Origin of the sequence: Halomonas litopenaei (genome assembly GCF_017303055.1) — a bacterium.
Classification (GTDB): domain Bacteria; phylum Pseudomonadota; class Gammaproteobacteria; order Pseudomonadales; family Halomonadaceae; genus Halomonas; species Halomonas litopenaei_A.
In genome coordinates this window covers 1-23,448 of record NZ_JAEKJT010000006.1, presented here as the reverse complement: position 1 = coordinate 23,448, position 23,448 = coordinate 1, and the positions used below count along the sequence as shown (strand labels likewise).

The window sequence follows — 23,448 nt, the reverse complement described above, 5'->3', positions numbered from 1 at the left end:
ATTTGATGCTTCAAATGCAAAGAGCTTTATGTATCAATGCGAAAGTCGGATTAATGCGTTATGGTTATCAGTAGTTCACCGATCATGCAAGAGTAGAGATATGCTGCACAGGCTGGAATTTCTTGATCTACAAGCGTTTATTCAAGTCGCCGAGCTGGGGTCGTTCCACGAAGCGGCACAGCGGCTGCACCTCTCGCAGCCTGCGCTCTCGCGGCGAATCCAGAAGCTCGAGGAGTTGCTGGAGGTCAGCCTGCTGGAGCGCACCACGCGGCGTACTCGCCTGACGGCCATTGGCGCCGATTTCCTGCCGAGGGCTAGACGCATGATCGAGGAGTACGAGTCCTCGATTCTCGGCATTCGCGAGCTGGCCACCCACCAGACCGGCACGGTCACGATTGCCTGTCTACCGACCGCCGCGTTCTACTTCTTGCCGAGTGTGATTCGTGAGTTCAGCGAGGCCTGGCCGGGTATTCGGATTCGCATACTCGACGTCAGCGCCAATGAAGGGCTGGAGAAGGTTATCAGTGGTGAGGCGGACTTCGGCATCAACATGTTCAGCGCTCAACGCCCTGAAGTGTCGTTTACGCAGCTACTGAGAGACCCCTTCGTACTGGCGCTGCGATCGGATCATCCGCTGGCCGCCAAGACGCAGATCGCCTGGGCCGACCTGGAGCAGGTAAGGCTGATCACCGTCAGTCGCGATAGCGGCAACCGCACCCTGCTGGACAGTGCCATGTCAGCCGAAGGCATCCACCTCAACAGCTTTTACGAGGTGCAGCATCTATCGACGTCGCTGGGGCTGGTGGAGTCTGGATTGGGGGTGGCGATACTGCCGCGCATGACCATGCCGGGCCCGGACCACGAGATCTTGTGTTCGCGCGAACTGCCGGAGCCACGTATCGAGCGTACCATCGGCCTGGTACGCAGTAACGTGCACAGTATCTCGGGCACCGCCCAGCTGTTTATCGACCTGCTGCTGGAGAAGTGGACTCACTCGTGAGCGAGAGGATACTCCCTGCGTGCTTGCGGCTGATTCAGCCTGGATTCAGCTAGCCGCGCTATAACGGCTACCTTCATCCCACTATGGAAGGACGATGTCATGCGTAGCACACTGATGGTGTTAGCCCTTGGTCTGGTGTCGACTCAGGCGTTGGCGGGTGCCGGCCACGCTCAGTCGTCAGTGATTGATCCCGCGCACGCAGAGCGCACCATCGCTGTCGAGGCTGGCGATATCTGGTTTGATCCAGAGCAACTGAGCGTTGCTTCTGGCGAGGTGGTCGCCTTCGAGGTCACTAACAGCGGCCAGTTGGAGCACGAATTCGTGATCGGCTCTGCCGAGGCTCAGGATGAACACCGCAAGATGATGCGTGAGATGGCATCTGGGGGAGGACATGGCATGCATGGGGACGGTCACGACATGAGCCAGATGCACGGGGCCATGGAGATGCCGGCAGTTACCCTGGCGCCGGGAGAGACCAGGACGCTGGTCTGGCAGGCGCCGGAACAGGGGGCATCGCTGACCTTCGCCTGCAATATCCCTGGACATTTCGAGGCGGGCATGCACGGCGCTCTGAGTGTGGGACCATAGGAGCCGGCCAGGGCCACTTCTTCCAGCGTGGCTGGGGCGTGGCAGGACGGAGACAGGCCGGGAGATGATGGTGATGAAGCTGTTGCTGGTCGAGGATGATGACCTGCTCTGCGAGAGTCTGAAAGATGCCTTGGATGATCATGGCTATCGCGTTGACGTTGCCGAGCGGCTGAGCGTGGCAAAGGCGCTGTTGCATAGCGAAGAGTATGCGCTGATGATCCTGGACATCGGCCTGCCCGATGGTTCGGGGCTCGATTGGCTGGAGTTCCAGCGAGACCAGGGTCTTGGTCTTCCGGTGCTCTTGTTGACGGCTCGCGATGCCTGGCAGGACAAGGTAGATGGCCTTCGTCGAGGGGCCGATGACTATCTCACCAAGCCCTTTCACGAACAGGAGCTGCTGGCGCGGGTCCATGCGCTGTTGCGCCGGCGCACGGAATTGACGGCAAGGCTCATCGTCAACGGCGTCCGCCTCGATGAGGATCAGCGTCAGGTCAGCTGCGCGGGAGGACCATGGCAGCCGCTAACCGCCACCGAGTTTTGCCTGTTGCGCTACTTGATGTACCACCCTGACCGGGTGCACTCCAAGACGAAGCTGCTCGATCAACTCTACGCCCTTGAGCAGGATGCCCCGGCACCCAATCTGGTGGAGGTCTACATCGCTCGTTTGCGTCGCCTACTGGGCAAGCACATCATCCAGACGCGTCGAGGCCAGGGGTACGTGCTTGTTTCGCATTAGACGCAACAGTCTTCGTCTGCGCCTGCTGGTCAGCCTCGGGGCGGTGTCCCTGCTGGTCATGGCGTTGACCTGGTTTATGCATGGTCTGCTGCTGCGCGAGACCGCGCGGGACTTTCTCGGTGACCGACTGCGTCAGGAAGCGGAGTATCGCCTGGCACAACTGCGTCAAAACGCTGACCCTGTACCGGCTCCCACCTTGCCCTCGAGCCTGTCGGCCGAGGTCTTTCATCACCTGTACGTGCTCAAGCGCGGAACGCGCCTCACTACCTCGCACCCCGCTTGGTTGCCAGCATTGGCCCCGCATCTAGATGGGCCTGACGAGTCGTTGCTGGATGTGCACCTGGAAGGGCGTCACTTGCTTGTGTTACGGCGTACCTTCTCACTAGAAGGCACGGCAGGCGTACTGCTTATTGGTGAATCCTTCGACAGCGTCGAGGAAGGCCTCGCTGCTCTGCACTGGTGGATTGGCGCCATCGCAGGCCTGGTGCTGCTCGCTCTTTCACTGCTTAACGGTTTGGCGGTCAATGCCGCCCTGCGGCCACTGGATCTATTGCAGCGCCAACTGGCCGAGCTGAGAAATGGTCAGCGCCAGCGACTCAGAATGAAGGTGCCGCAGGAATTCCGGCCCTTGGTCTCTCAACTCAACCGCCTGATGGACAGCCAGGAGCGCCGACTGGTGCGTTCACGTAACGCCGTGGCGGATTTGTCACATGCGCTCAAGACCCCGCTGACGGCGGTGATGCAGGCCCTGCGCGGCAAACGCGAACTGGACGAAGCGCGTCGTGAACGTTTGCTTACACGACTGACCCTTATGCAGGAGTTGATGGAGTCCCATCTGCGTCAGGCGCGCCTGGCGGGCCCCGGTGGCGGCCAGCACACCCGGATCAAGAGGGAACTCGACCAGCTTTTTGACATGTTTCGAAGTCTGTACCCCGACAAGCACTTCAACATGGCTCTCGGGGACGCGGAGGATGTCTGCATCGATATGGAGCGGCAGGACTTCCTGGAAATGATTGGCATCGTGCTCGATAACGCGGGTAAGTGGGCCAGCGAGTCGGTGTGGCTCGCGCTAACGCTGAACCAATGTGTTGAGCTGAAGATCCAGGATGATGGTCCGGGAGTACCCCCGGAATGGCTGCCACTATTGGGGCGGCGAGGCCAACGGTTGGATGAAGGGCGACCCGGCAATGGCATCGGCCTGTCGATACTGCTTGAACTGGTCGAGCAGTATCAGGGTGAGGTCAGTTTTCAGGCGGCTTCCACGGGTGGGCTTGAAGTGACCATTCGCTTGCCGCTGGCAATGCTCTCCGCGAAGCCGCCTATTGGTTAGGGATTCAGCTGGCTTTCAGCTTGACGATGGAAGATGGCAGAAGTTCATCGCACAGGAAGACAGCACCCATGTCGACGACTCTTCTGCCGCCACATCGGCTATCACGACGAGGCTTCATCAAGGGAAGCGCAGCCCTGGGAATCGGCACCGCCGCCCTAGGCCTGGCACCTGCCTGGGCCAACCCCTGGGGACAGACCTCGAGTTACCCCAAGGGGGTGGAAAACGGCCCGGATATCTCGCTGGCCATTCGTCGCCAGAGCGTGCCCATTGCTGGCCAGCCTGCACGGCCTATCACCCTCAACGGCACCAGCCCTGGCCCACTGATCCGGCTCAAGGAAGGGCAGGACGTGACGCTGCGGGTCACCAATCTGCTGGACGAGCCCACCTCGATTCATTGGCATGGCATCCTGCTGCCGCCGGAGATGGATGGCGTCCCCGGCGTGAGCTTTGCCGGTATCATGCCGGGCGAAACCTTTACCTACCGCTTTCCCCTCCGTCAAAGCGGCACCTACTGGTACCACAGCCACTCAGGCTTGCAGGAGCAGGTTGGTCATGTGGGCCCCCTGGTCATCGACGCCGAACAACGCGAACCCTTTCGCTATGACCGCGAGCACGTGCTGCTGCTGACCGACTGGAGCTTCGAGGACCCCTCGACCATCTTCCACAACCTGAAGACCGGTGAGGGGTACTACAACTTCCAGGAGCGCACCCTGGGAGACTTCATCGACGATGTGGGGCGACAGGGCTTCGCTTCCACCTGGGAAGCACGTGCCATGTGGGCACGGATGCGCATGAGCTCTCGTGATATCGCCGATGTCACCGGCGCCACCTACACCTACCTGCTCAATGGCCACTCGCCCGATGACAACTGGACTGCCTTGTTTCGGCCCGGTGAGACCCAGCGGCTGCGCGTGATCAACGGCTCCGCTATGAGTTACTTCGACGTACGAATTCCGGGGCTCGAAATGACGGTGGTGGCGGCTGACGGTCAGCCGGTGCGACCCGTGCCTGTCGAGGAGTTTCGTATCGGAGTAGCGGAAACCTATGACGTCCTGGTTACGCCGAAGGAGGAGGTGGCCTACACCATCTTTGCCGAGTCCATGGACCGAAGCGGCTTTGCCAGAGGGACCCTGGCGCCTCGTCTGGGTATGGCGGCGGCGGTGCCGGAACGCCGACGCATCGCCGATCGAGGAATGGAGGCCATGGGAGCCCATGAAGGTATGGATCACGGCTCGATGACCGCTATGGATCACTCGAGCATGGCGGGTATGGATCACGGCGCGATGACCGCTATGGATCACTCGACCATGGCGGGCATGGATCACGGCTCGATGGCCGCTATGGATCAATCGAGCATGACGGGCATGGATCATGGCTCGATGACCGCTATGGACCACTCGACCATGGCGGGCATGGATCACGGCCAGATGAACGATATGGGCCGCTCTACCGGTGCCGCCATGCTGCCGGTGGGAGCGGCGCAGCCCGGCTCCCGCCTCGATCAGCCAGGGATCGGCCTGGATGCCCGTGATCGTCGTGTGCTGGTGTATCAGGACTTGAAGGCCATCGCGCCATGGCCTGATCGTCGTCCTCCTGGTCGCGAACTCGAGCTGCATCTAACCGGTAACATGGAACGCTACATGTGGTCCTTCGACGGCAAGAAATTCAGTGAGGTCTCGGGCCCGATCCACTTCGACAAGGGCGAGCGTCTGCGCCTCATCCTGGTCAACCGCACCATGATGGAGCACCCGATCCACCTGCATGGCATGTGGATGGAGTTGGAAAATGGCGCCGGTGAGCTGATTCCGCGTAAGCACACCCTGAACGTCAAGCCAGGAGAGCGCCTTTCTGCACTGATCACTGCGGATGCCGAGGGCAGCTGGGCCTTCCACTGTCACCTTCTGTACCACATGGACGCCGGCATGTTCCGCGTCGTCAAGGTTGCCTGAGGAGAGATGTCGCATGGAATCTCGTAAGAGACTTGTTGTGTTGGCGGCGATATCGGGCCTGGGGATGTCACCGGTAGCGCTGGCTGAGGATGGCTACGACGCACCAGATCACTGGCCGTCGCCCATGCAGGAGCATCTGCGTGGCTCGGTGATGATCGACCGACTGGAATATGCCTGGCCATCTGAAGACAGCGAGGCGGTGTCCTGGGATTTTCAGGCCTGGTACGGAGGCGATGTTCATCGCGTCTACCTGAAGGGGGAAGGGGACAATGCCCAAGGGGATGGCGAAGATGCAGAATTTGAATCGCTGGATCTACTCTACAGCAGATTGATTGCCGACTTCTGGGAGCTGCAAGGTGGTCTGGGCTATCAAGGTGGGCTTGGCAGCGACGACCATCCCGAGCGCTATTTCGGCGTGGTCAGTCTTCAGGGGCTGGCGCCCTACCGGCTGGAAACCGAGCTGGACCTTCGTGTCAGCGACGATGGTGATACCTCCTTGGGTCTGGAGCAGGAATATGACCTACGACTGACCCAGCGGCTGTATCTCCAGCCTCGCCTGGAAATGGAAGTGGCGTTCAATGATGCTGAGGAGTTCGGTGTAGGGGAGGGATTCAATTCCTTGCGCACCGGCCTGCGCCTTCGCTATGAGCTACATCGAAAGTTCGCACCCTATATCGGCGCCTATTGGCAGAAACTCTATGGTGATACTGCCGATATGGCACGTGATGAAGGCGGTCAAGTGGAAGACACTGCAGTGGTTGCCGGGGTGCGCGTCTGGTTTTGAGTTGTCTTTCTCGATGGCCATGCTTATCGCGAGAGACAGTTATAATTTTTTAAATTTTCAGCGTAGATTAAGGCCAATAACCCATCATTAATATGCCAATATCCACAGGAGGAAGATGTTATGAAAATGTGGCAAAAGATGATGGGAGTCGCCTTTTTCTCGGTGGGAGCAATGCCGGTAATGGCTGCACCGGGCCACTTACAGGAGGCCCCAGTCTTGCAGCAAGGCGTATCCGCCACTCAGCAGCTCCGTGGTGTGCCTGAGCGCTACCAGGTGCCTGTCGCAGAAGAAGGAACGCTCGTTATCAGTAGTGAACATCTTGCCAGCGATTCTAGTCAATCGATGAGTATCGAAGGCAGGTTGTATTCTCCCGCAGGCGAGTTAGTGGCCAGCGATACGGATAGCAATGGTCACTTCCTGCTGAAGACGCCTGTTACTTCGGGCAACTATGAGCTTGAAGTGCGAGGCAGCGTACTCGGCAGCGCCAATGAAAGCAGTGGCCGCTACAGCTTGCATATTGGCTTAGAATAAAGGCGTCACGGTAAAGAAACCGCCAGATATTTTCTGGCGGTTTTTTCTAGGATGAGGCGCGGCGCGGTCAGACGTTTCTTCTATCCAAGAGCGCCAGATGTATACAATTTTTATGTCATGAGTGCCTTGGCCGGCATCCAAAGCCCCATTAACACCATGACCAGGTTCTCTGTCAGAGATACGAAACCGAGCGGTACATTGCTGTTGCCGCCGACGCAGGCGCATTTTAATTCGCGCTTGTCGATGTAGACGGCCTTGAACACCGAGAAGGCGCCGATTGTGCCAATGAACAGCGCGACCGGTGCTGCGATCCAGGTTAAGGTGCCTGCCAGCATCAGTATCCCGGCCAGTGTTTCGGCGTAGGGGTAGAGGTAGCCATAGCGCACTTCTCGTTGGGCGAGTAGGTCGTAGTTCAGAAACATGGTGCTGAAGCTTTCCACGTCCTGCAGTTTCTGAAGACCTAGCAGCACCATGGCGGATGCCACGGCAGATTCGAGAGTGTGCAGCGATACGAGCGCCTGCCCGCTAGCCCAGCTGACGGCCAGACCGATCAACAGTGCCGTGGCAAAGATGGCGATGACAGGGCGGTAGCTGACGTCCTTGTCGCTGGGGACACTCATGCCGAGGTGGCGTCGCAGATCCTCGTAGCCGCCGACTCGCTCGCCTCCGATGTAAACCTGGGGCGTCGTCTCGACGCCGGCTTCCTGCTTAAAGCGGTCGATGGCTTCCCGTGAGGTCAAAGTATGATCGTTAACCTGGTAGCCCTTTCGTTTGAGGAGCGACAGTGTTTTCAGGCCGAAGGGGCACAGGTGTTGATCCGTCTTCATCCGATAGACGTCGGCGGTGGGGGAAGATGTCTCATGCGCGTGGCGTGTGGCCGTGTTGCTCATCGGTTCCCTCCGTGGTGGCATGAAAATAACCCCGGCGAGCGTATTGCCGCGTTGACACGCGCAATCAGCACGTTTCCGGGACTCTCACCACAGACTAGAACCTTGGTGCAGCACAAGGGTCAAGTCGGCGCAGCACAATAGTCGCGCAAGAGCTGAAAACAGGGCTTGTGCGGTGGCGATTCCGCCATCTTGTTTGAACCGGCCGAGATCTTGTCGATGCTTGTTCGACGGAGTGGGACACGATGATGCATCAGGCTCTGCTTGTACGGCTACCAGCCTCCCATGGCGTCATATATGTCACGTTTCGTTACGTTCAAGCGGAGCACGAGCGTCCAAGTGTCTCGCAATGTGGGGCAGCTTCTTGTTGATTCCCCTGTCGACCACGCCTGGTGCAAGACCATTGAGCGTGTCGAACAGGCGCTCGGCTGTTCCCAGACGCCTGCGCTGTTGGCCGCTTTTCAGTTGCGCGACGATGGCATCGGCAACGGCCTCGGGGGTGTCGACCGCGTTGCCGAGGGAGGCGTTCATTGCCTCGGCCGTCTTGTCGTTCATGCTGGTGCGGGTGGCCCGTGGAGCCAGGTACTGGACGCGCACCGAGGTGGCTGCCAGCTCTCGCCCCAGTGCCTCGGTGAATCCCTTGAGCCCGGCCTTGCTGGCGCAGTAGGCGGCGTATCCCGGATGGCCGATGTGGCCGAGCAACGAGCCCACGAAGTAAAGCGTCGCGGCCGGTTGTTCAAGGAAAAGAGGCAGCAGCGTGTGGGTCAGCAGAAGGGTCGACGTCAGGTTGGTGTTCAGGATGTCGGCGATGTTCTGTTGTGGGTGGTGCTGAAACCACCCCAAGTGATTGATGCCGGCCAACTGTATCAGCGTCGAGGGTCGCTGCTCCAAGGGCGTTTCCTGCAGCCAGGAAAGTACCCGTTGGCGCCCGGCGGGAAGGGTAAGGTCGACCTCGCCCAGTAGGCGGTGCCGGGGCAGGTCGCCACCTAGCTGTTTGACGAGCGCGCGCAGCTTGCCGGTATCTCTACCCACCAGCCAGAGGGTGGCTCCCTCCTCATCAAGTTGGCGGGCAAGCGCTGAGCCGATGCCGCCGGAAGCCCCGGTGAGCAGCACCCGTTGATTGCACAAGGTGCTCATGGTGCGTCCTCGCAAACCTGCCCCTGCCAGTGGGTGGCGTCCTGGAGCGCCGCTTCATGCACGGCGCCATAGAGGCGATAGAAGGCCTTCGCCGCATGGATGATCTGGGCCTGGTCATCTGGCGACGTCAGCGTGTCCATCAGCTTGGCAAAGAAGGCCATGTGCGAGACGTCGAGCTCACCGTGGGAGAACAGATAGTGGAAGGCATCGTCGCCGAGCCCCAAACTGTCGCGGATGGCACGGCCTGCCTGACTGGCAGCCGATGTGCTGGTGCCTTCCAGTACCAGCACCATGCCAAACATGGTGAGGGGATGGCGTCTGCGAATGCTGTCGTAGGCGTAGGCGACCATCAGCTCGGTCTCGTGTAGCGGCGGCCGTGAGCGAGCTACCTCGCGATCAATGCCGGTCGCCTCAAGATCATCGAGAATCCAATGCTCGTGGCCCTTCTCTTCCTCGATGTAGTCGGTAAGCGCATTGGCTAGCGCCTGGTAGCGGTGATGTCCTAGCGCTGGTGCGTACCGGCTAAGCTCGCTGCCACAGGCCATCATCAAGGTGACGGTGTGGCTGACATGGTGATAGGCCTGGGCCAGGAAAGCACGGTATTCCCCCAGGCTAAGTTCACCCGCCAGGCCTCGCGTGACCAGTGCTCCGTTCATCAGCCTTTGCCGCTCGCCCTGGGTGGCGTCAAGCAGCGCCTGATAGAAGCCCGGCTGGGCACCGGTGTTTGGCAGGGGGGGTGCCGGGGCAGGTACTGCGTGCATGGGGTTATTCATCGGATGGCCTTCCTGGCTGTCGGGTAACACGTTGAGGGGAGAAGCGGTAGAGCGGTTCAACAAGGGAGTTGGTGACGTTATCTGCGCTGTCGCCAGGCAGTGCGAGCGAGGGATCGCATGGGGTTTGCTCCGACGGGGGCGCTTCACAGAAGCTCTGCTCCGCCAGGCGCTGCATATCGCGATGCCTGCGCAGGCGAACACCGTCACGGCGCAGTCGGCCGTTGCTGGTCAGTTCGTGACTGGCTTCTGACAGTGGCGTGGGTAGCCCGGGCAGCGCGGCGGTCAACGGTGCCCAGCCGTGGATCCTGGCGTAATCCGGTAGCCGTTGGTTGAGTGAGGCGATGGCCGAATCGATGGCCGTCGTATCGACCTGGCAGGATGACAGAGTGGCGAGCGCCAGTAGGCCTGGCAGGCCATCGCCAAAGACAAAGGCTCGGTCGATACCGGCAAGGGTTGCCAGTTCGGCCTCTATCCACTCGGGGCTGAGGTTGCGTCCCGTCGACAGGATGATGACATTGCGTTGACGTCCGCTAAGGTGCCAATGCCCGCCATGATGCTGCTCACCCAGATCACCGCTGGGCCAGGGCACATCCATCGGGCCAGGCCCTGTGTCAGTCGCCTCGCCCAGATAGCCGAGCATACGTGGGCCATGCACGAGTAACTGCCCCGATGGGTCTGTGGTGATATCACGTCCTTTCAGCGGGCGCCCGACGCGGCCATCCTGGGGTTCATCGGGGCGACTCAAGCAAACCACCGAGCCCATTTCGGACATCCCGTAGCCCTGTGCGACGGGCAGCTTCAGCGCTTTGGCATCGGCAAGCAGTACCGGAGGTACATGGTCACCGCCTACGGCAACCAGGTTCAGCGATGTCATCCATGGGGCGTCGTCTTCTTGTCGAGCTATCTGGCACAGAGCCGCCAACAGGGCGGGGACGAGGATCAAGCTGTCGGGTTGGCGACCGGCTAGCCAGCGCTGCCAGTGGGGGCACGATAGGTTGCCACTGCCCTCGAGACCGGTCACCTGAGGAGGGTCGATGATCACTTCTGCCCCTCTCCAAAGCGCGTACAGAGCCCCTGCCAGATGCTCAAGAAGCACCGCCAATGGCAGCACGACGCCATGTCGTGTCAGCTCAATGCCCTGCAATCGGTCGTCCAGTCCGAGTAGCACCGACTCAAGGTGGGGGCCCGATAGACAAACGCCTTTCGGGGTACCCGTGGTGCCGGAGGTGAAGGTGATCAAGCGTGTTTCCGCGGGCATTGGGGCGGGAACACTGGCCCGCTGAAACAGGGCCACGTCGGGCTCGACGCCGATGCCGTGTGGCGGTTGCTGTTCAGGTAAGAGCCCGCGGTCGAAGACCGGCAGTAGGCGAGCGTCGACCCAGCGGTCAAGTGAACTGCCGTCGGTGATCAGGATGCCATCCAGGCCCGTGGTGGAGAGCAGATGGGTCACCTGATCATCGCTGAAGAAGGAGGGTATCGGGGTGACAGGTAATCCTGCGCGCCAAGCCGCCAGTTGAGCCACCAGCCAGGCGGGGGAGTTGTGGCCGGCAATAGCGATATGACGAACGCCCGTCTGGGCAAGCTGCTGTGCCAATGCGGTGACGCTATCGTGCAACTGGCGGGCATCCAGCGCCACCAGTTTGCCGCTGGCAGTAGCGCCTCGCAGGCTCGCTGAACGTGGCGCGAGGGTCGCCCGTTGTTCCAGCCGCTTCAGCAGGTTATCCATGGCAATGGAACTCCGGAGCTGGCACTGGCGGCAGCGCCGGAGTAGGCGTCACGGCGTGGGCAGCTAGCCGAGGGGCACTGGACAAGAGCATGTTGCCCATTGGCGTCGAGCGCATGCTCAGCGCGACCTGCAGAGGCCGAATGACCACGACCCTCGGGTCGCCTTCGTAGTAGCGACCCCAGTTCTCGGTGGCAGGCAAGCAGTGGCGGCGAGCGCTGGCGAGGGGCGTTAGCGCAATGCCCAGGCGCCCGAGACCATTCCTGACGTCACGCGACGCAGTGACGACCAGCCAGTCGATGTTCAACTGTTCCAGTACGAGGACCAGAGCCAGCATCAGGCGTCGGCCAGCCCCGGGGGAGGCACTCGACAGGGCGCCCACTTCCATGATGGTGTGACGCGGCGGGGCCGACGTGGCCACCCCCTGGGAGGCGAGCACCTGGTCGACGGGGGCCGTCAGGTAGCGCTCTACCATCAAGCTGCCCTCATCCGCCCGCTTCAGGCCAGTGGTCGCCAGCAGCTCACCGCTGTCTGCGTAGAGGGCCAGTAGGCGAGCATACTGGTGGCTGACGGCAGCATTGTGCCGACGTTGGAAGGCGGTGCTCACCAGGTGGGCAGCTTCCAGGCTGTGCTGGCCGGAAAGCCAGGCCAACGTCTTGGCCGAGGCGCAGGCAGCAGGGACCGTGACACCCACCGCGATGCTTGTCGGCGGTGTGGCTGTGGGGCCCTGGTGTTGGTCTAGCGCGGGCCTGAAGAGGGCCTGCCTCGAGGCTGGGAGTGGTGTGGCCATGTCATCGCGTCCATGGGGAAAGGCATGGCCATCACTGTAGGTGTCGAAGCTTATCGAAAGCTTAATCTTCCTTGTCGAACTGTTGCGAATCGCCTTTTGGCAGCGCAGTGCTGACCCTGGGCCATCGTTCTGCTGGCCCGGGGCAAGCAAGGACGGTCATCTCACGCGTTGAGTAGACGTCGTACCTCCGCGATGGCGGTGGCACTTTTCAGTAGCGACAGGGCCTGTTCCATGTCCTGATGCAGCGGCCGACTTTCGTCATAGTGAACGATACGCTCTCTGACCAGGCGCCGTGTGAGCTCGGCTCCCAGGCCAAAGCCCGTGTTCGGAATCAAGTCCAATGCCTGCACGGCCAGTAACAGCTCGATACTGAGCACGCGAAGAGCGCCTTCCAGCGCCTGGTCGAGCTTGAGCGCAGCGCTGTCGCCGAAACTGAGGTGATCTTCCTGCAGACCAGAGGTGAGATAGTTATCGACCGATGCGGGCAGAGCCAGTCGCTTGACCTCTGCCGCCAGCGACGCTGCCGTGTACTGGGCAATCATCAGTCCGGACTTCACTCCGCTGTCGCGGGTGAGAAAGGCGGGAAGCTCGCTGGCCTGGGGAGTGACCAGGCGATAGCTTCGACGCTCCGAGATAGATGCCCACTCACACACCGCCATGGCGAGGCTGTCACAGGCCAGGGCGACCGGCGCCCCATGAGGATTGGCCTGTGACACGATCCTGGCATGTGGGCCTTCGCCGATCACCAGAGGATTGTCGGTAGCTGCGCTGATCTCTCCGTCGACCAGGCGTATCGCGTGCTCAAGCTGTTCCCGGCAACTGCCATGGACCTGGGGCATGGCCCGCAGGCTGAGCGCATCCTGCAGGTGGTGGCCCTGACACTGCTGCAGGTGCTGGCTGTCGGCTAGCAGTCGCCGCAAGTTGGCGCCACTGCGCACCACGCCAGGCTGACCCTTCAGCGCCAGCACCTCAGGCGTGAAGGCAGCCTGCTGGCCTGACAGCGCCTCGAAACTGACAGCGCCGATGGCGTCGGCCCAGTCGGCCAGCACATGGGCATCGTCCAGGGCGATACAGGCAAGCCCTGTCATGGCGGCGGTGCCATTGACCAGACTGAGCCCATCCTTGGGACCCAGCACGACGGGCGTCAGCGCATGCTGAGCGAGTACGTCGCTGGCGGGGCGTCGTTCACCGGCATGGTCGACTTCACCGACGCCCAGCAAGGCCAGACCAATATGGGCCATGTGTGTGAGGTAGCCAACAGACCCCCGGCCTGGCACCACCGGGGTGATGCCCATATTAAGAAATGCCAGCAGTCCCTGGACGATGCCCGGGCTGATGCCCGAATGCCCATGGCTCCAGTTGATGACCGCGCAGCACATGATGGCACGGACCTGTTCGACCCGCAGGGGGGCTCCGACTCCGCAGGCATGGCTCATCAGGGTATTGCGCGACAGGTCACTTAGCTGCTGGCGATCCAGCACCACGTCACACAGCGCTCCCAGGCCGGTGTTGATGCCATAGTAGGGAGTGCTGGCATCCGCCATCTGCTCGACCACCTGGCGGGCCCGCTCGATGCGTGCCCAGCGACCCTCATCCAGCGTCAGCTCGCTTCCATGGCGTGCGACGGCGATGACCTCCAGCCAGCCGGGGGCTGCATCTGAGATGACGACCTGGTTACTCATTCACGCCTCCCGTCACCGGCTGAGAGACCTCGGCCGGCTGCTCAGCAGCACCCTGGGGTGAGCGAGTCATGAAGGTTCGCACGGCGCTGATCAATATCAGCACGAACAGGAAGACCACGGTAAAGCCTCCCGCTGCGGCAAGATACTTGATGCCATCGACGCCTTGGGCGCCCCCGCCGAAGGCCACCATCACATAGGCGATAGCCGCGATCGACAGGCCCCACAGAATCTTCTGCTGCTTGGGCGACTCCTCTTCTGCGGACATGTTGCTGGTGCAGATGGTCGCGATGGTCGATGACATGGAGTCTGCCGCCGTTGCAAACGAAATGACCAGGGTGAAAATCGCCAGCGGTACCAGCAGGCTGGCCATGGGCAGGTGCTGGAGGAAGCCCCAGAGTCCGGATACGGCGCCGCTGTCATTGATGATGCTAATCAGATCCAGCGTTCCATCCATCTGCCATTTGAGGGCGGACCCACCCCAGATGGCAAACCAGACCAGGCCGAAGACCGAGGGCAGAATCCAGTTGATGATGAGGAACTCCCTGAGCGTTCTGCCGTAGGAGATACGGGCCAGAAACAGTCCCATGAGGGGGGCGTAGGCGATCCAGATCGACCAGTCATACATCGTCCACCAGGTGACCAGCGCTTCGCCACCAGACTCCTTGGTATCGAAAGCCCAAAGGAAGAAGTTGTCTGCCCAGTAGCCGAGGCTTGTCACCGACAGGCTCAGAATATAGTTGAGGGGCCCGACAATGATCAGAATCGCGACGAAGGCATAGAAGATATAGGCGTTGATCGATGACAGCACGCGGATGCCGCGTTTCAATCCCGAGACAGCGGAGGTGATGAAGATCGCCGAGATGGCAATCGTCAGCACCAGCCAGGTCATGGCGTTGGATTCGATGCCGTACTGTGCCTCGATGCCTGAGCTGATCAATGCCAGACCTGCGCCAAGAGAAGAGGCCAGGCCGAGCGCGATGGCCAGAACGGAAATGATATCGATCAGGGACCTTACCCAGATCTTGCTGCCGTGCCTGCCCAGTACGGGGCTGACGGTTGAGGAGATCGAGAAGCGTTCTCTGCGGTTAAAGTGCATGTAGCCGATCATCAGCCCCACGATGGAATAAAGTGCGTAGGGAATGAATGACCAGTTGTGGAAGCTTCTTGCCAGGGCAAAGATGGCGGCCTCGCCACTGCCGGGAGCGAAGCTCTGGTGACTGATTTCGCCGTAGATGTTGCCTAGATAGATGATCGGTTCATTGACGGAGTAAGTGACGACTCCCGTGGCAATCCCTCCCGTCAGCGCCATGGCGAAGGTGGCAGCGAAGGAAAAGGTAGGCGTTGCATCCTTGCCACCCAGCCGAATATCACCGGCCCGGGAGAAGAAGATGAAGCCCGACACCACCAGGGCCGTTACGGCAATCAGCTGATACAGCCAGCCAAAGTCAGACAGGGAGATGTAGAAGACCCCTTTGGCAACATCGACCAGCATGTCGTTGTTGATGAGGCCAGTGGCCACGGCCACCATGATGATGGAAAAGGTGGGTATGAAGACGGCTTTTCTTAGCGGCCTTCTGCTGGAGGCGGACATATTCTTGTTCTCCACGGGTGATGGCGTTACCAGGTGGCGCAGTGGATCAGCATTGTCGGGTGTTGTCATCGGCCGATCTCACAGATGCGTGTGGCAGGCTTAGGGAAACGCTGCACCGATGCCTGAGCGGAGGTGCTCAGCGCTTCCTTGACGAACCGCTGATGCGGTCCGTCAATCCGTCATAATGTATATACAATAAAAATCGAAAAGGCTAGAGCCGAGTGAGCTGGCGATCACGTCAGCTCCCTTTCATGATGAAAGATAGATCGCTCTTCTATTATTTTATCTTTGATAAACAATGCGTTGAATGTTCTTCTAAGCGTCGATCCGATAATGGGTAGTACCAAAGTAGGGGGTGGTGGCAAGGTAGGGGGAGTGTCAGGACAGAGGGTGAAAAGAAGGCAGAGTAACACGCTGGAGGGCAAGGAAAGCCCGAAGCCATGAAGGTCGAAAGATGTCGCTTAAATGTGTATACATTTGCTTTGTGAAGGGGCCGGGGCGCGATAGGGTTGTCGCGGCGTGTGCCAGGATGGCAAATCAGGGTAGGCCCTTTCACTTGCTTGATACCCGCTGTCTTGTTCCGGGCAAGGTGATGGGCTAAGGTCGAGAGCGCATGACACGGGGTGTCCTGGCTGAGCCAGGGCTGAGAAATACCCGTCGAACCTGATCCAGTTCATACCGGCGAAGGGATGTCAGCGCAGTCGTCTGTCCCTGGCTCGACGTGCGTTCCCCGCCTCGACCAAGGACTCATCGCATGACCCCTCCCGATACCTCTCCTGTTGTCGACCCCATTGCGCCTGATATCTCCGCTCAAATTGTGCTGATTACCGGCGCAGGACGTGGTCTGGGCGCTCACCTGGCACGCGCCTTCCTGCGAGAAGGCGCTCGCGTGGTGGTCAACTACCGCCGCAGCGAAGAAGGCGCCCGGGCGCTGGTCGCTGATTACCCGGAACACGCCTTGGCCGTCGCTGCGGATGTGTGCGATCGGGATGGCGTGGAGGCCATGTTGGCGAGGGCCAGTGAGCGCTTCGGTGGGCCTGTGACTACCGTGGTCAACAATGCGCTGCCGGACTTTGCATTCAATGGGGACGCACGGCCTGGCCCTGACTCGCTGAGCTGGGAGCATCTGGACCATCAACTTCAGGGTGTGGTGCGTGGTGCGCTCAACACGGTGCAGGCAGCGCTTCCCGGCATGCGCGAGGCGGGTGTCGGGCGTGTCATCAATATCGGTACCAACCTGTTCCAGAACCCGGTGGTGCCGTATCACGACTACACCGCGGCCAAGGCGGCGCTGCTGTCGCTGACGCGTACGCTGGCGCAGGATCTCGGCCCAGACAATATCAGCGTCAATATGGTGTCCGGCGGCTTGCTGCGCACGACGGACGCTTCCAGTGCCACACCAGACGCGGTGTTTGACCTCATCGCCGCCAACACACCGCTGCGACGGGTGACCACCCCGCAAGAGTTTGCAGACGCGGTACTGCTGTTGGCTTCCCCGTGGGCCAGGGCCATCACCGGGCAGAATCTGATTGTCGATGGCGGACTGGTGAAAGGCTGATGACCTCTATGCACTTGAATCTCTTCATCCTGGGCTGCGGTCATCACAAGGCGGCCTGGCGACACCCTGATTCCAGCGTCGAGCGATTGGCGGATATCGCCTACTACGAAGAGCTGGCCAAGCTTGCCGAACGCGGTCGCCTGGATGCGGTTTTCTTTGCCGATGGCCATGCCGCGGGCAATGTCGCAGACGGTCCGCTGTGGACCTTGGAGCCGCTGACAATGCTTGCCGCGATGGCGCGTGCCACACAGCATATCGGCCTGATCTCGACCGTCTCCAGTACCTTCTATACGCCCTTTCATGCGGCTCGCATGCTGGCATCGCTGGACCATATCTCGGGCGGACGGCTTGGGTGGAACCTGGTGACGTCAATGTTCGACAGCGAGGCGCGCAATCATGGCCTGGAAGGCATGCCGGGCCACGCGCAGCGCTACGCTAGAGCGGAAGAGTTTGCCAATACCGTGCTGGCGCTGTGGGACTCCTGGAGCGATGGCGCGCTGCTGCGAGATCGCCACGGCGATTATGCGGATGCTGCTCAAGTGCAACCGATTCATCACCGCGGCGAGCATTTTCTGGTCGATGGCCCCTTGACGGTGCCGCGCTCGCCACAGGGCCATCCCGTGCTGTTTCAGGCGGGGGCATCAGAACAGGGGCGAGACCTGGCGGCACGCTATGCCGAAGCCATTTACGCGGTGGCCTATGACCTGCCATCGGCCCAGGCTTACTGCGCTGACCTCAAGGCGAGGGTGAAAGCCGCAGGCCGTCCAGGGGTGGCGATCATGCCGGGGCTTGTGACCTACGTCGGGTCTACCGAGGAAGAGGCCCGACGCAAGCAGCGTGAACTCGACGAGTTGCTGCCGGTAGAGGCCTCGCGGCGACAGTTAAGCCAGTTTATCGGCCAGGACGTCAGTCACTGGGAACTGGATGCGCCCGTGCCCGCGCTGCCGCCGCTGGAGGCTTTTACAGGACCGAAAGGACGCTATGCCACCATCCTGCGCATTATCGAGGCTGAACGGCCAACCCTGAGACAGCTAATGGGACGGCTTGCCGCCGGAGGTGGGCACTGCACGATGGTCGGCACGCCGGAGGGAATTGCCGATGAGATGCAGCGCTGGGTCGAACAGGGTGGGGCCGATGGCTTTAACCTGATGCCACCCTCACTGCCTCACGGCATCGAGGACTTCGTGGAGCAGGTCGTGCCGGAATTGCAGCGACGTGGGGTCTTCCGCCGGGAATATGAGGGCAAGACGCTGCGCGACCATCTTGGATTGTCACGCCCCAGCTGCTGAGCGGGCGTCTTGCTCACACTGCTGCTAGGCACGACAGCCTCTATAGACATCCGCCATAACAGCGGGGGAGCTCGCCCCGCCGTTATGGTTTCGGTTCAGTGGCGTCGGTTTGATTGCCTTAGGGAAACACTGCATAAATTACTGCGCTCGATATCTCGGCTGCTGGCGGTGCTCAAGATCCTCATTTAACCGCATGTAAACTCCGGTCTTTCCGCTCCGGCAGCTACCGACCTGTCATCGCTCGAAACATTTATTCAGCGTTTCCTTAGTTCTGGAAGCGTCTCACCAGGCCGCTCATTCGGTCAAAGTCGTAGCTCTCCCGAGATGGCATCAGCTTCATCAGGACGAGAGATACCAGCACCGGAACAAAGGCAGCCAGCAGGAAGGATTCCAGTAGCGTCGCGGTGCCACCGTTAGGCGAGGGGAACATCCACAGCCCGGCCAGCAGACCTGCTGCGGTACTGATCACTGCATTGCGACCGTGATAGCGGCGGTTGAACAGGCCGAAAAACACCGGAAAGGCTGCGGCAGAGCACAGCAGGTCTGCCAGCAGGAACAGGTAGAGGACGCTGTAGCCCTGCGCAGCGACCCACGTCACTGGTATTGCAGCGACGACGATGAGCCAGCGTGCCATTCTCATCAAGGCCGCCTCACTGGCCTGGGGCAGCAGCCTGTGCATGTCGACGGCGATAATGCTGGAGGTGGCATTGATCGTTGTGTCGGCGCTACTCATTACCAGCGCAAGGCCAAGGGGAATCAGGGCCAAGGCAAACCACAGCGGCACGTCGGACAACAATACGCTGAACAGAGCGACGGAGCCGTCTCCCTCAAGTCCCAGGCCGATGAACGCCAGGCCGAACAGACCCATGAGTACGATGACCGGGAAGTTGAAGAGTCCCGCGATCCAGAAGCCACGCCTGAGCACGCGAGTATCCCGGGCCGCATAGATCCTCTGCCAGGTTCCTTGGTAGAACAGACCCGTCAGCATCACCGCGAGAAAGAAGGTCAGGCCAGCGCGCAGGCCGCCAGCATCGGTGATATCCAGCAGTTGCGGAGCACGCTCGCGTAGCCCCTCGAGCGTCGGAGCAACGCCACCCGCCGCCTGCCAGCCAAACATGAGCAAGAGAGCCAGCAGTGGCAGGATCACCAGCATCTGCACCTTGTCAGTGAAGATGGTGGTACGCAGACCGCCGTAAAAGGTGTAGAGCAGGGTGGCGATCATCACCACGCTGGCGGTTAGCCAGAGGGGGATGGGGGCCAGCAGGGTCACCATGTGGGCAATGGCGGTCAGCCCTGCAGCCAGAGAGATAAACAGGTAGAACAGCATAATCGCCAGGGTGAAGGCATACATCGTGCGGCCGTAGCGGTGGATCACGAACTCGGTCAGGCCGTGGCCTTCGGGAATCAGCTCCCGCATGCGTCGACCAAGAGGAATCATCACCAGGCGAGGCACCATGGAGCCGAGCGCGTAGCCAATGACCGCCGCGATACCGCCCCAGGTGGCAGCCTGGGCCGGTCCAAACAGGATCCAGGTGCCCAGTGTGGTGGCAATCAACGTCAGCACCGTGGCACGAGTGTTCTGGCTGTTACGTGCGGAGATGTAGTCATCTAGGCCGCCCCGACGGCGTCGGGCGTAGAGCAGGCCTGGAATGGCAAAGATGGCAGCGCACAGCAGCAGCCACAGCGCCGTCCAGAGAGGGTCGAGCATCATCGAGAGAAACCTCTTTCTTATCGTTGTCCGCAGGGACCAGTGGACATCGGGACGGACGGCGGGCAGGAAGAAAGAGGGAGAGCGGCAACCATCCTTCCCTTCGCCGGCATGACCCGGATCAGGTTCAAAGGGTTACCGCGCAATGCGGAATCTCAGCCCCGTACTATGGCCTTGGTGCGATACAGCGCTGTCGCGGCGCTGTCACGACCTGTATGGCCAGTAGGGCTCCCCTAGGAAGAGGTCCAGACTAGGGCCGGCTAGTGGGGCTGTCAATTGCAGAAAGGTAGGGCGCTCGTTGCGGAAGCATCGCGCCGCTAACGCCCCTCGAGTGACATTGCTTGGCAGGCCCGATCCAGCCAGTGGGTCGTCTCCGAGAGCCTGGGGTGGGGGTTGTTGTTGCAGTCGAAGCAACCCGAGCTCTTCGCCACCTCTGCCAGCGACGTATCAGAGGTAGCGTTCAGCACGAGGGTGCGCCGATGCCCTCCGCCGCCGGCAAGAAAGTGGGCAGCTTCAGCGTGCTGGACTTCCATGGGAAAGGACAGGTCTGACATGGGAAAGGACTGGTCTGACGTGGGAGTGTCTGGTGAGACAGTGTCTTCGGCAAGCGCAGTGCCTGGCTGGCCTCTGCACCAGATGACTTCAAATCCCCTCTGATGGGCATGCAGGCCAATGCGATGCACGTCCCTGATCGGCCCAGCCATTACCAGGCGCAGCGCAGGTTGGATCAGCAGCGCAAGCAGCTGATCGCATTGCTGTACCAGTGGCTCATGTTGCTCGACGCGCCTCAGTCGGGCGGGGGAGCCATTCAAGTTGATAAGGCGAACCAGCGAAGGTTGTCCGAGCAGCGTCGCGTGCAGGACTTCCAGATGGGTCTGTGTCGGGCTGTCCGGCAGCAGTAGTTCCGCGACGTGGTCGCGACCCTGGCTGACATGGACTGTCGTCAGGGGGGAGTGATGGACGTCGGCGTGCTGGCGCAGGTCCTTAAACGGATGCGGTAGTCGGTAGGCGTTGCCGTCCTCGTCAATCGGCTCCGCTTGAGTGGTCTGCATACGGTAATCCACAAGACCGTAAGCGCTGCCCAGTTGAGTCTCCAGCCAGGCGGCACGTCCTTGGTACGTGAGCGAGAGAGCTCGCTCGATCGCCATCAAGTTTTGGTAATACATGGCATTCGCCTCTTGAGCACCGTGAGCGAACGTACTGTCCACGCAGCGTGGAAAATTCTGATGCATTCAACCATACAAACAGCCAAATTCATGAGCAGGCCAGAAGGATGCTTGTGCGTCCTATCACGTCAGGGGAACGACCAGGAGAGCCAGCATGGACCAGTATGCCTGGGTGCGAGAAGCATTGACGCTTGCCGGGACGGTACTCGTCAGGGTGTCGCCAGCGGCGGTGGTGCTAGACGTGGCCGGCGATTGTGCGTCGGTGTTGGGAGGATCTCGCGATGAGGTTGTCGGACGTTCGTTGTCGGAGCTGCAGGGGCACTCCGCCAGGCTTGCAGAAGCCATGGCGGGTGCGGGCAGGCAGTGGGACGAGCAGGGAAGGGGGCAAAGCCGTAGCTCGGCTTACGTGATGCTGCCTGATGGCAGCATGGTGCTGCGTCTGCCGATGCAGCAACGACCTGATCATGGTGTGGTGGCTCGGCTAGCGGATCATCTTCCTGTCATGGTGGCCTACGTGGATCGAGACCTGTGCTTTCGCTTCAACAATCAGGCATATCAGGACTTCATTGGCCTTACGTCGTCTGAATTGGCAGGTCAGCCGGTGGCATCGGTTCTCGACGCCTCCTCCTATGCGAAGATTCAGCCGCGCTTCGCGCGTGCCCTGGCGGGGGTAGAGGTCAGCTACGAGGATGCACTGGTGCTGCAGGACGGCAGGAGAGCATTTTTCAAGGTGAACTACTTGCCGGATATCGTGGATGACGGTGTCGCGGGCTTCTACGCCATCATTCAGGACGTCTCTGAATACCGGTCGATGATCCAGCTGCTACGGGATGTGCACACCGGCGTTAACCGCACGGATATCGAGACGTCCGAGATTGTCGATATGCTGCTGCGAGATGCGCTTGTTTACCTGGGCCTGGACATCGCGTTGGTCAGCGAGGTGGTGGGTGAGCAGTACAGCGTGCGCTGGGCGGCCAGTGATGAGGCGCCGGTAGGTCCTGGGGATACCTTTCCTCTGGGAGATACGTATTGCCGTCTTACCCTTGATGCGTGTGACGTCTTTGCTACCCATCATGCCAGGTGTGATGAGCGTGTTAGCGGGCACCCCTGTTACCAGGCGTTTCAGTTGGAAACCTATATTGGTGCGCCCATTTGGATAGAGGGCTCCGTCTGGGGAACGCTTAATTTTTCCAGCGCTAGACCTCGTCGCCAGCCCTTTTCAGAGGTTGATATTGAGCTGGTGCGTCTGCTGACCGGTGCAGTAGAGCGAGTGATTACCAACGAACTGGACGTAGCGCGAATCAAGAGGGAGCGCGACGAGCTGGAAGATCAGGCATTGCGTGACCCGCTCACGGGCTTGCCCAATCGGGCGCAGCTCGATCGCTATGTCGACGAACTTATAGAGGAGTGCACTTCACGGGGGACGGGCTTTGCCCTGGCCGTGCTGGACATCGACTTCTTCAAGCAAGTGAATGACCACTATGGGCATGTGGTAGGAGACCAGGTCTTGGTGTGGCTCGGTCAGGCCGTTGAGCAGTGTCTGCGTGATGGTGACCTGGTGGCCCGTACCGGAGGCGAGGAGTTCGTTATCGTCATGCGTCATGCCGCATTGGAGGAGGCCATGAGCGCGGCGCAGCGTGTATGTCAGGCCATCAGCCAGAGCCAGATCGAACTTGCAGATGGTCAGCAGTTGAACATCACCATCAGCATGGGCGTCGGTGCGTACACCAAGGGGGAGACGTTTACGTCGCTATTTGAGCGCGTGGATCAAGAGCTGTACGCCGCAAAACACGCCGGACGCAACCGGGTATGTGGCAAGCGTCATATGGCCTAAACAGAGGCTGGTCTTTTGCTGGTTTTTTTGATGGTCTTCGCTTTCTGCGCGCTAGCGCTCGTTCCCTGTAAGGTGTCTTGTCAGGTCTCTTGCCAGGTCTCTTGCCAGGTGTAGTGGCGTGAAGGCCTTGGCGATGCCAGGGCCTTTTGCGTGCTGATGCCTTGCCACGGTGCATGGATGTGGCAATGACGGCGACTAAAGGTGGGTCCCCGCGAACGTTATGGCGAGGACATAACAGAGCCGTCATGCGCTGATGAGTTTTTTTGATTCAGACTATTGCCAAGCTGCCTCGAGATCCGTAAAGTACGCATCCGCTGCCGGCGACGAGCAAACGTCACAGGCGGTGAAGAGTGGTAAAAGTAGTTGATTTGAAAAGGCTTTTTTAAGCTTCT

At 60.5% G+C, this 23,448-nt stretch carries 19 protein-coding genes and 2 riboswitches; of the genes, 10 read left to right on the top strand and 9 right to left on the bottom strand.

Annotation, left to right across the window (positions count from 1 at the left end):
- The first annotated feature begins 100 nt into the window (after positions 1-100).
- The 7 genes from JF545_RS12745 to JF545_RS12715 all read left to right on the top strand — a co-directional run bounded on the left by JF545_RS12745 (position 101) and on the right by JF545_RS12715 (position 6,918).
- Positions 101-1,000 carry a LysR family transcriptional regulator gene (locus tag JF545_RS12745; protein ID WP_206942644.1) on the top strand — a complete coding sequence of 300 codons (900 nt, stop codon included), beginning with the start codon at positions 101-103 and terminating at the stop codon, positions 998-1,000.
- A gap of 99 nt (positions 1,001-1,099) precedes the next feature.
- Positions 1,100-1,588, top strand: a complete 489-nt coding sequence (locus tag JF545_RS12740; RefSeq protein ID WP_206942642.1) for a cupredoxin domain-containing protein — start codon at positions 1,100-1,102, stop codon at positions 1,586-1,588.
- 73 nt (positions 1,589-1,661) lie between these two features.
- On the top strand, positions 1,662-2,324 hold the full coding sequence (locus JF545_RS12735) for a response regulator transcription factor (protein WP_206942640.1): 663 nt from the start codon (positions 1,662-1,664) through the stop codon (positions 2,322-2,324).
- Positions 2,311-3,654 carry an ATP-binding protein gene (locus tag JF545_RS12730; protein ID WP_242520856.1) on the top strand — a complete coding sequence of 448 codons (1,344 nt, stop codon included), beginning with the start codon at positions 2,311-2,313 and terminating at the stop codon, positions 3,652-3,654. Before JF545_RS12735 ends, JF545_RS12730 begins: the two co-directional genes overlap by 14 nt.
- Positions 3,655-3,722: 68 nt before the next feature.
- The gene (locus JF545_RS12725) at positions 3,723-5,603 is read left to right on the top strand and encodes a copper resistance system multicopper oxidase (RefSeq protein WP_206942639.1); all 1,881 of its coding nucleotides are present in this window, start codon (positions 3,723-3,725) and stop codon (positions 5,601-5,603) included.
- 13 nt (positions 5,604-5,616) lie between these two features.
- A complete protein-coding gene (locus tag JF545_RS12720) occupies positions 5,617-6,387 on the top strand; it encodes a copper resistance protein B (protein WP_206942637.1) in 771 nt (256 codons plus the stop codon).
- 120 nt (positions 6,388-6,507) lie between these two features.
- Complete coding sequence (locus tag JF545_RS12715; protein ID WP_206942635.1) at positions 6,508-6,918, top strand: hypothetical protein; 411 nt, start codon at positions 6,508-6,510, stop codon at positions 6,916-6,918.
- Positions 6,919-7,028: 110 nt separating this feature from the next.
- Here JF545_RS12715 and JF545_RS12710 read toward each other — a convergent pair whose 3' ends face one another.
- The 7 genes from JF545_RS12710 to JF545_RS12680 form a co-directional block, all read right to left on the bottom strand.
- Positions 7,029-7,808, bottom strand: coding sequence for a glutaredoxin family protein (locus tag JF545_RS12710; protein ID WP_206942634.1), 780 nt, complete (start codon positions 7,806-7,808; stop codon positions 7,029-7,031).
- Positions 7,809-8,105: 297 nt separating this feature from the next.
- Positions 8,106-8,942, bottom strand: a complete 837-nt coding sequence (locus tag JF545_RS12705; RefSeq protein ID WP_206942633.1) for an SDR family oxidoreductase — start codon at positions 8,940-8,942, stop codon at positions 8,106-8,108.
- On the bottom strand, positions 8,939-9,703 hold the full coding sequence (locus JF545_RS12700; protein ID WP_206942631.1) for a TenA family transcriptional regulator: 765 nt from the start codon (positions 9,701-9,703) through the stop codon (positions 8,939-8,941). Before JF545_RS12700 ends, JF545_RS12705 begins: the two co-directional genes overlap by 4 nt.
- A 4-nt stretch (positions 9,704-9,707) precedes the next feature.
- Positions 9,708-11,441, bottom strand: coding sequence for an AMP-binding protein (locus JF545_RS12695; protein WP_206942629.1), 1,734 nt, complete (start codon positions 11,439-11,441; stop codon positions 9,708-9,710).
- A complete protein-coding gene (locus tag JF545_RS12690) occupies positions 11,434-12,228 on the bottom strand; it encodes a thermostable hemolysin (protein ID WP_206942627.1) in 795 nt (264 codons plus the stop codon). Before JF545_RS12690 ends, JF545_RS12695 begins: the two co-directional genes overlap by 8 nt.
- A gap of 161 nt (positions 12,229-12,389) precedes the next feature.
- A complete protein-coding gene (locus JF545_RS12685; RefSeq protein ID WP_206942625.1) occupies positions 12,390-13,910 on the bottom strand; it encodes an HAL/PAL/TAL family ammonia-lyase in 1,521 nt (506 codons plus the stop codon).
- Positions 13,903-15,570, bottom strand: a complete 1,668-nt coding sequence (locus tag JF545_RS12680; RefSeq protein WP_242520855.1) for a BCCT family transporter — start codon at positions 15,568-15,570, stop codon at positions 13,903-13,905. Before JF545_RS12680 ends, JF545_RS12685 begins: the two co-directional genes overlap by 8 nt.
- A 540-nt stretch (positions 15,571-16,110) precedes the next feature.
- Positions 16,111-16,208: riboswitch (TPP riboswitch) on the top strand.
- 47 nt (positions 16,209-16,255) lie between these two features.
- Between JF545_RS12680 and JF545_RS12675 the strand changes: the two genes are divergently transcribed.
- Both JF545_RS12675 and JF545_RS12670 read left to right on the top strand, forming a co-directional pair.
- Positions 16,256-17,059 carry a 3-oxoacyl-ACP reductase gene (locus JF545_RS12675; RefSeq protein WP_206942623.1) on the top strand — a complete coding sequence of 268 codons (804 nt, stop codon included), beginning with the start codon at positions 16,256-16,258 and terminating at the stop codon, positions 17,057-17,059.
- Positions 17,059-18,348 (top strand): LLM class flavin-dependent oxidoreductase, encoded by a 1,290-nt coding sequence (locus tag JF545_RS12670; protein WP_242520854.1) that lies wholly within the window; start codon positions 17,059-17,061, stop codon positions 18,346-18,348. The genes JF545_RS12675 and JF545_RS12670 overlap by 1 nt, the downstream gene beginning before the upstream one ends.
- A gap of 265 nt (positions 18,349-18,613) precedes the next feature.
- Here the strand turns inward: JF545_RS12670 and JF545_RS12665 are convergent, their stop codons facing one another.
- Positions 18,614-20,059 (bottom strand): sodium:solute symporter family protein, encoded by a 1,446-nt coding sequence (locus JF545_RS12665; RefSeq protein ID WP_206942621.1) that lies wholly within the window; start codon positions 20,057-20,059, stop codon positions 18,614-18,616.
- A gap of 78 nt (positions 20,060-20,137) precedes the next feature.
- Positions 20,138-20,301, bottom strand: a riboswitch (TPP riboswitch).
- Between the two features lie 72 nt (positions 20,302-20,373).
- Positions 20,374-21,222 carry a hypothetical protein gene (locus JF545_RS12660; RefSeq protein WP_206942619.1) on the bottom strand — a complete coding sequence of 283 codons (849 nt, stop codon included), beginning with the start codon at positions 21,220-21,222 and terminating at the stop codon, positions 20,374-20,376.
- A gap of 154 nt (positions 21,223-21,376) precedes the next feature.
- Between JF545_RS12660 and JF545_RS12655 the strand changes: the two genes are divergently transcribed.
- Positions 21,377-23,056, top strand: coding sequence for a bifunctional diguanylate cyclase/phosphodiesterase (locus JF545_RS12655; protein WP_206942617.1), 1,680 nt, complete (start codon positions 21,377-21,379; stop codon positions 23,054-23,056).
- Positions 23,057-23,448 lie beyond the last annotated feature (392 nt).

Bases quoted from the DNA above. Each gene is read 5' to 3' on its own strand.
- JF545_RS12745 (WP_206942644.1), top strand. From the start codon at position 101: ATGCTGCACAGGCTGGAATTTCTTGATCTACAAGCGTTTATTCAAGTC.
- JF545_RS12740 (WP_206942642.1), top strand. From the start codon at position 1,100: ATGCGTAGCACACTGATGGTGTTAGCCCTTGGTCTGGTGTCGACTCAG.
- JF545_RS12735 (WP_206942640.1), top strand. From the start codon at position 1,662: ATGAAGCTGTTGCTGGTCGAGGATGATGACCTGCTCTGCGAGAGTCTG.
- JF545_RS12725 (WP_206942639.1), top strand. From the start codon at position 3,723: ATGTCGACGACTCTTCTGCCGCCACATCGGCTATCACGACGAGGCTTC.
- JF545_RS12720 (WP_206942637.1), top strand. From the start codon at position 5,617: ATGGAATCTCGTAAGAGACTTGTTGTGTTGGCGGCGATATCGGGCCTG.
- JF545_RS12715 (WP_206942635.1), top strand. From the start codon at position 6,508: ATGAAAATGTGGCAAAAGATGATGGGAGTCGCCTTTTTCTCGGTGGGA.
- JF545_RS12710 (WP_206942634.1), bottom strand. From the start codon at position 7,808: ATGAGCAACACGGCCACACGCCACGCGCATGAGACATCTTCCCCCACC.
- JF545_RS12705 (WP_206942633.1), bottom strand. From the start codon at position 8,942: ATGAGCACCTTGTGCAATCAACGGGTGCTGCTCACCGGGGCTTCCGGC.
- JF545_RS12700 (WP_206942631.1), bottom strand. From the start codon at position 9,703: ATGCACGCAGTACCTGCCCCGGCACCCCCCCTGCCAAACACCGGTGCC.
- JF545_RS12695 (WP_206942629.1), bottom strand. From the start codon at position 11,441: ATGGATAACCTGCTGAAGCGGCTGGAACAACGGGCGACCCTCGCGCCA.
- JF545_RS12690 (WP_206942627.1), bottom strand. From the start codon at position 12,228: ATGGCCACACCACTCCCAGCCTCGAGGCAGGCCCTCTTCAGGCCCGCG.
- JF545_RS12685 (WP_206942625.1), bottom strand. From the start codon at position 13,910: ATGAGTAACCAGGTCGTCATCTCAGATGCAGCCCCCGGCTGGCTGGAG.
- JF545_RS12680 (WP_242520855.1), bottom strand. From the start codon at position 15,570: ATGACAACACCCGACAATGCTGATCCACTGCGCCACCTGGTAACGCCA.
- JF545_RS12675 (WP_206942623.1), top strand. From the start codon at position 16,256: ATGACCCCTCCCGATACCTCTCCTGTTGTCGACCCCATTGCGCCTGAT.
- JF545_RS12670 (WP_242520854.1), top strand. From the start codon at position 17,059: ATGACCTCTATGCACTTGAATCTCTTCATCCTGGGCTGCGGTCATCAC.
- JF545_RS12665 (WP_206942621.1), bottom strand. From the start codon at position 20,059: ATGATGCTCGACCCTCTCTGGACGGCGCTGTGGCTGCTGCTGTGCGCT.
- JF545_RS12660 (WP_206942619.1), bottom strand. From the start codon at position 21,222: ATGTATTACCAAAACTTGATGGCGATCGAGCGAGCTCTCTCGCTCACG.
- JF545_RS12655 (WP_206942617.1), top strand. From the start codon at position 21,377: ATGGACCAGTATGCCTGGGTGCGAGAAGCATTGACGCTTGCCGGGACG.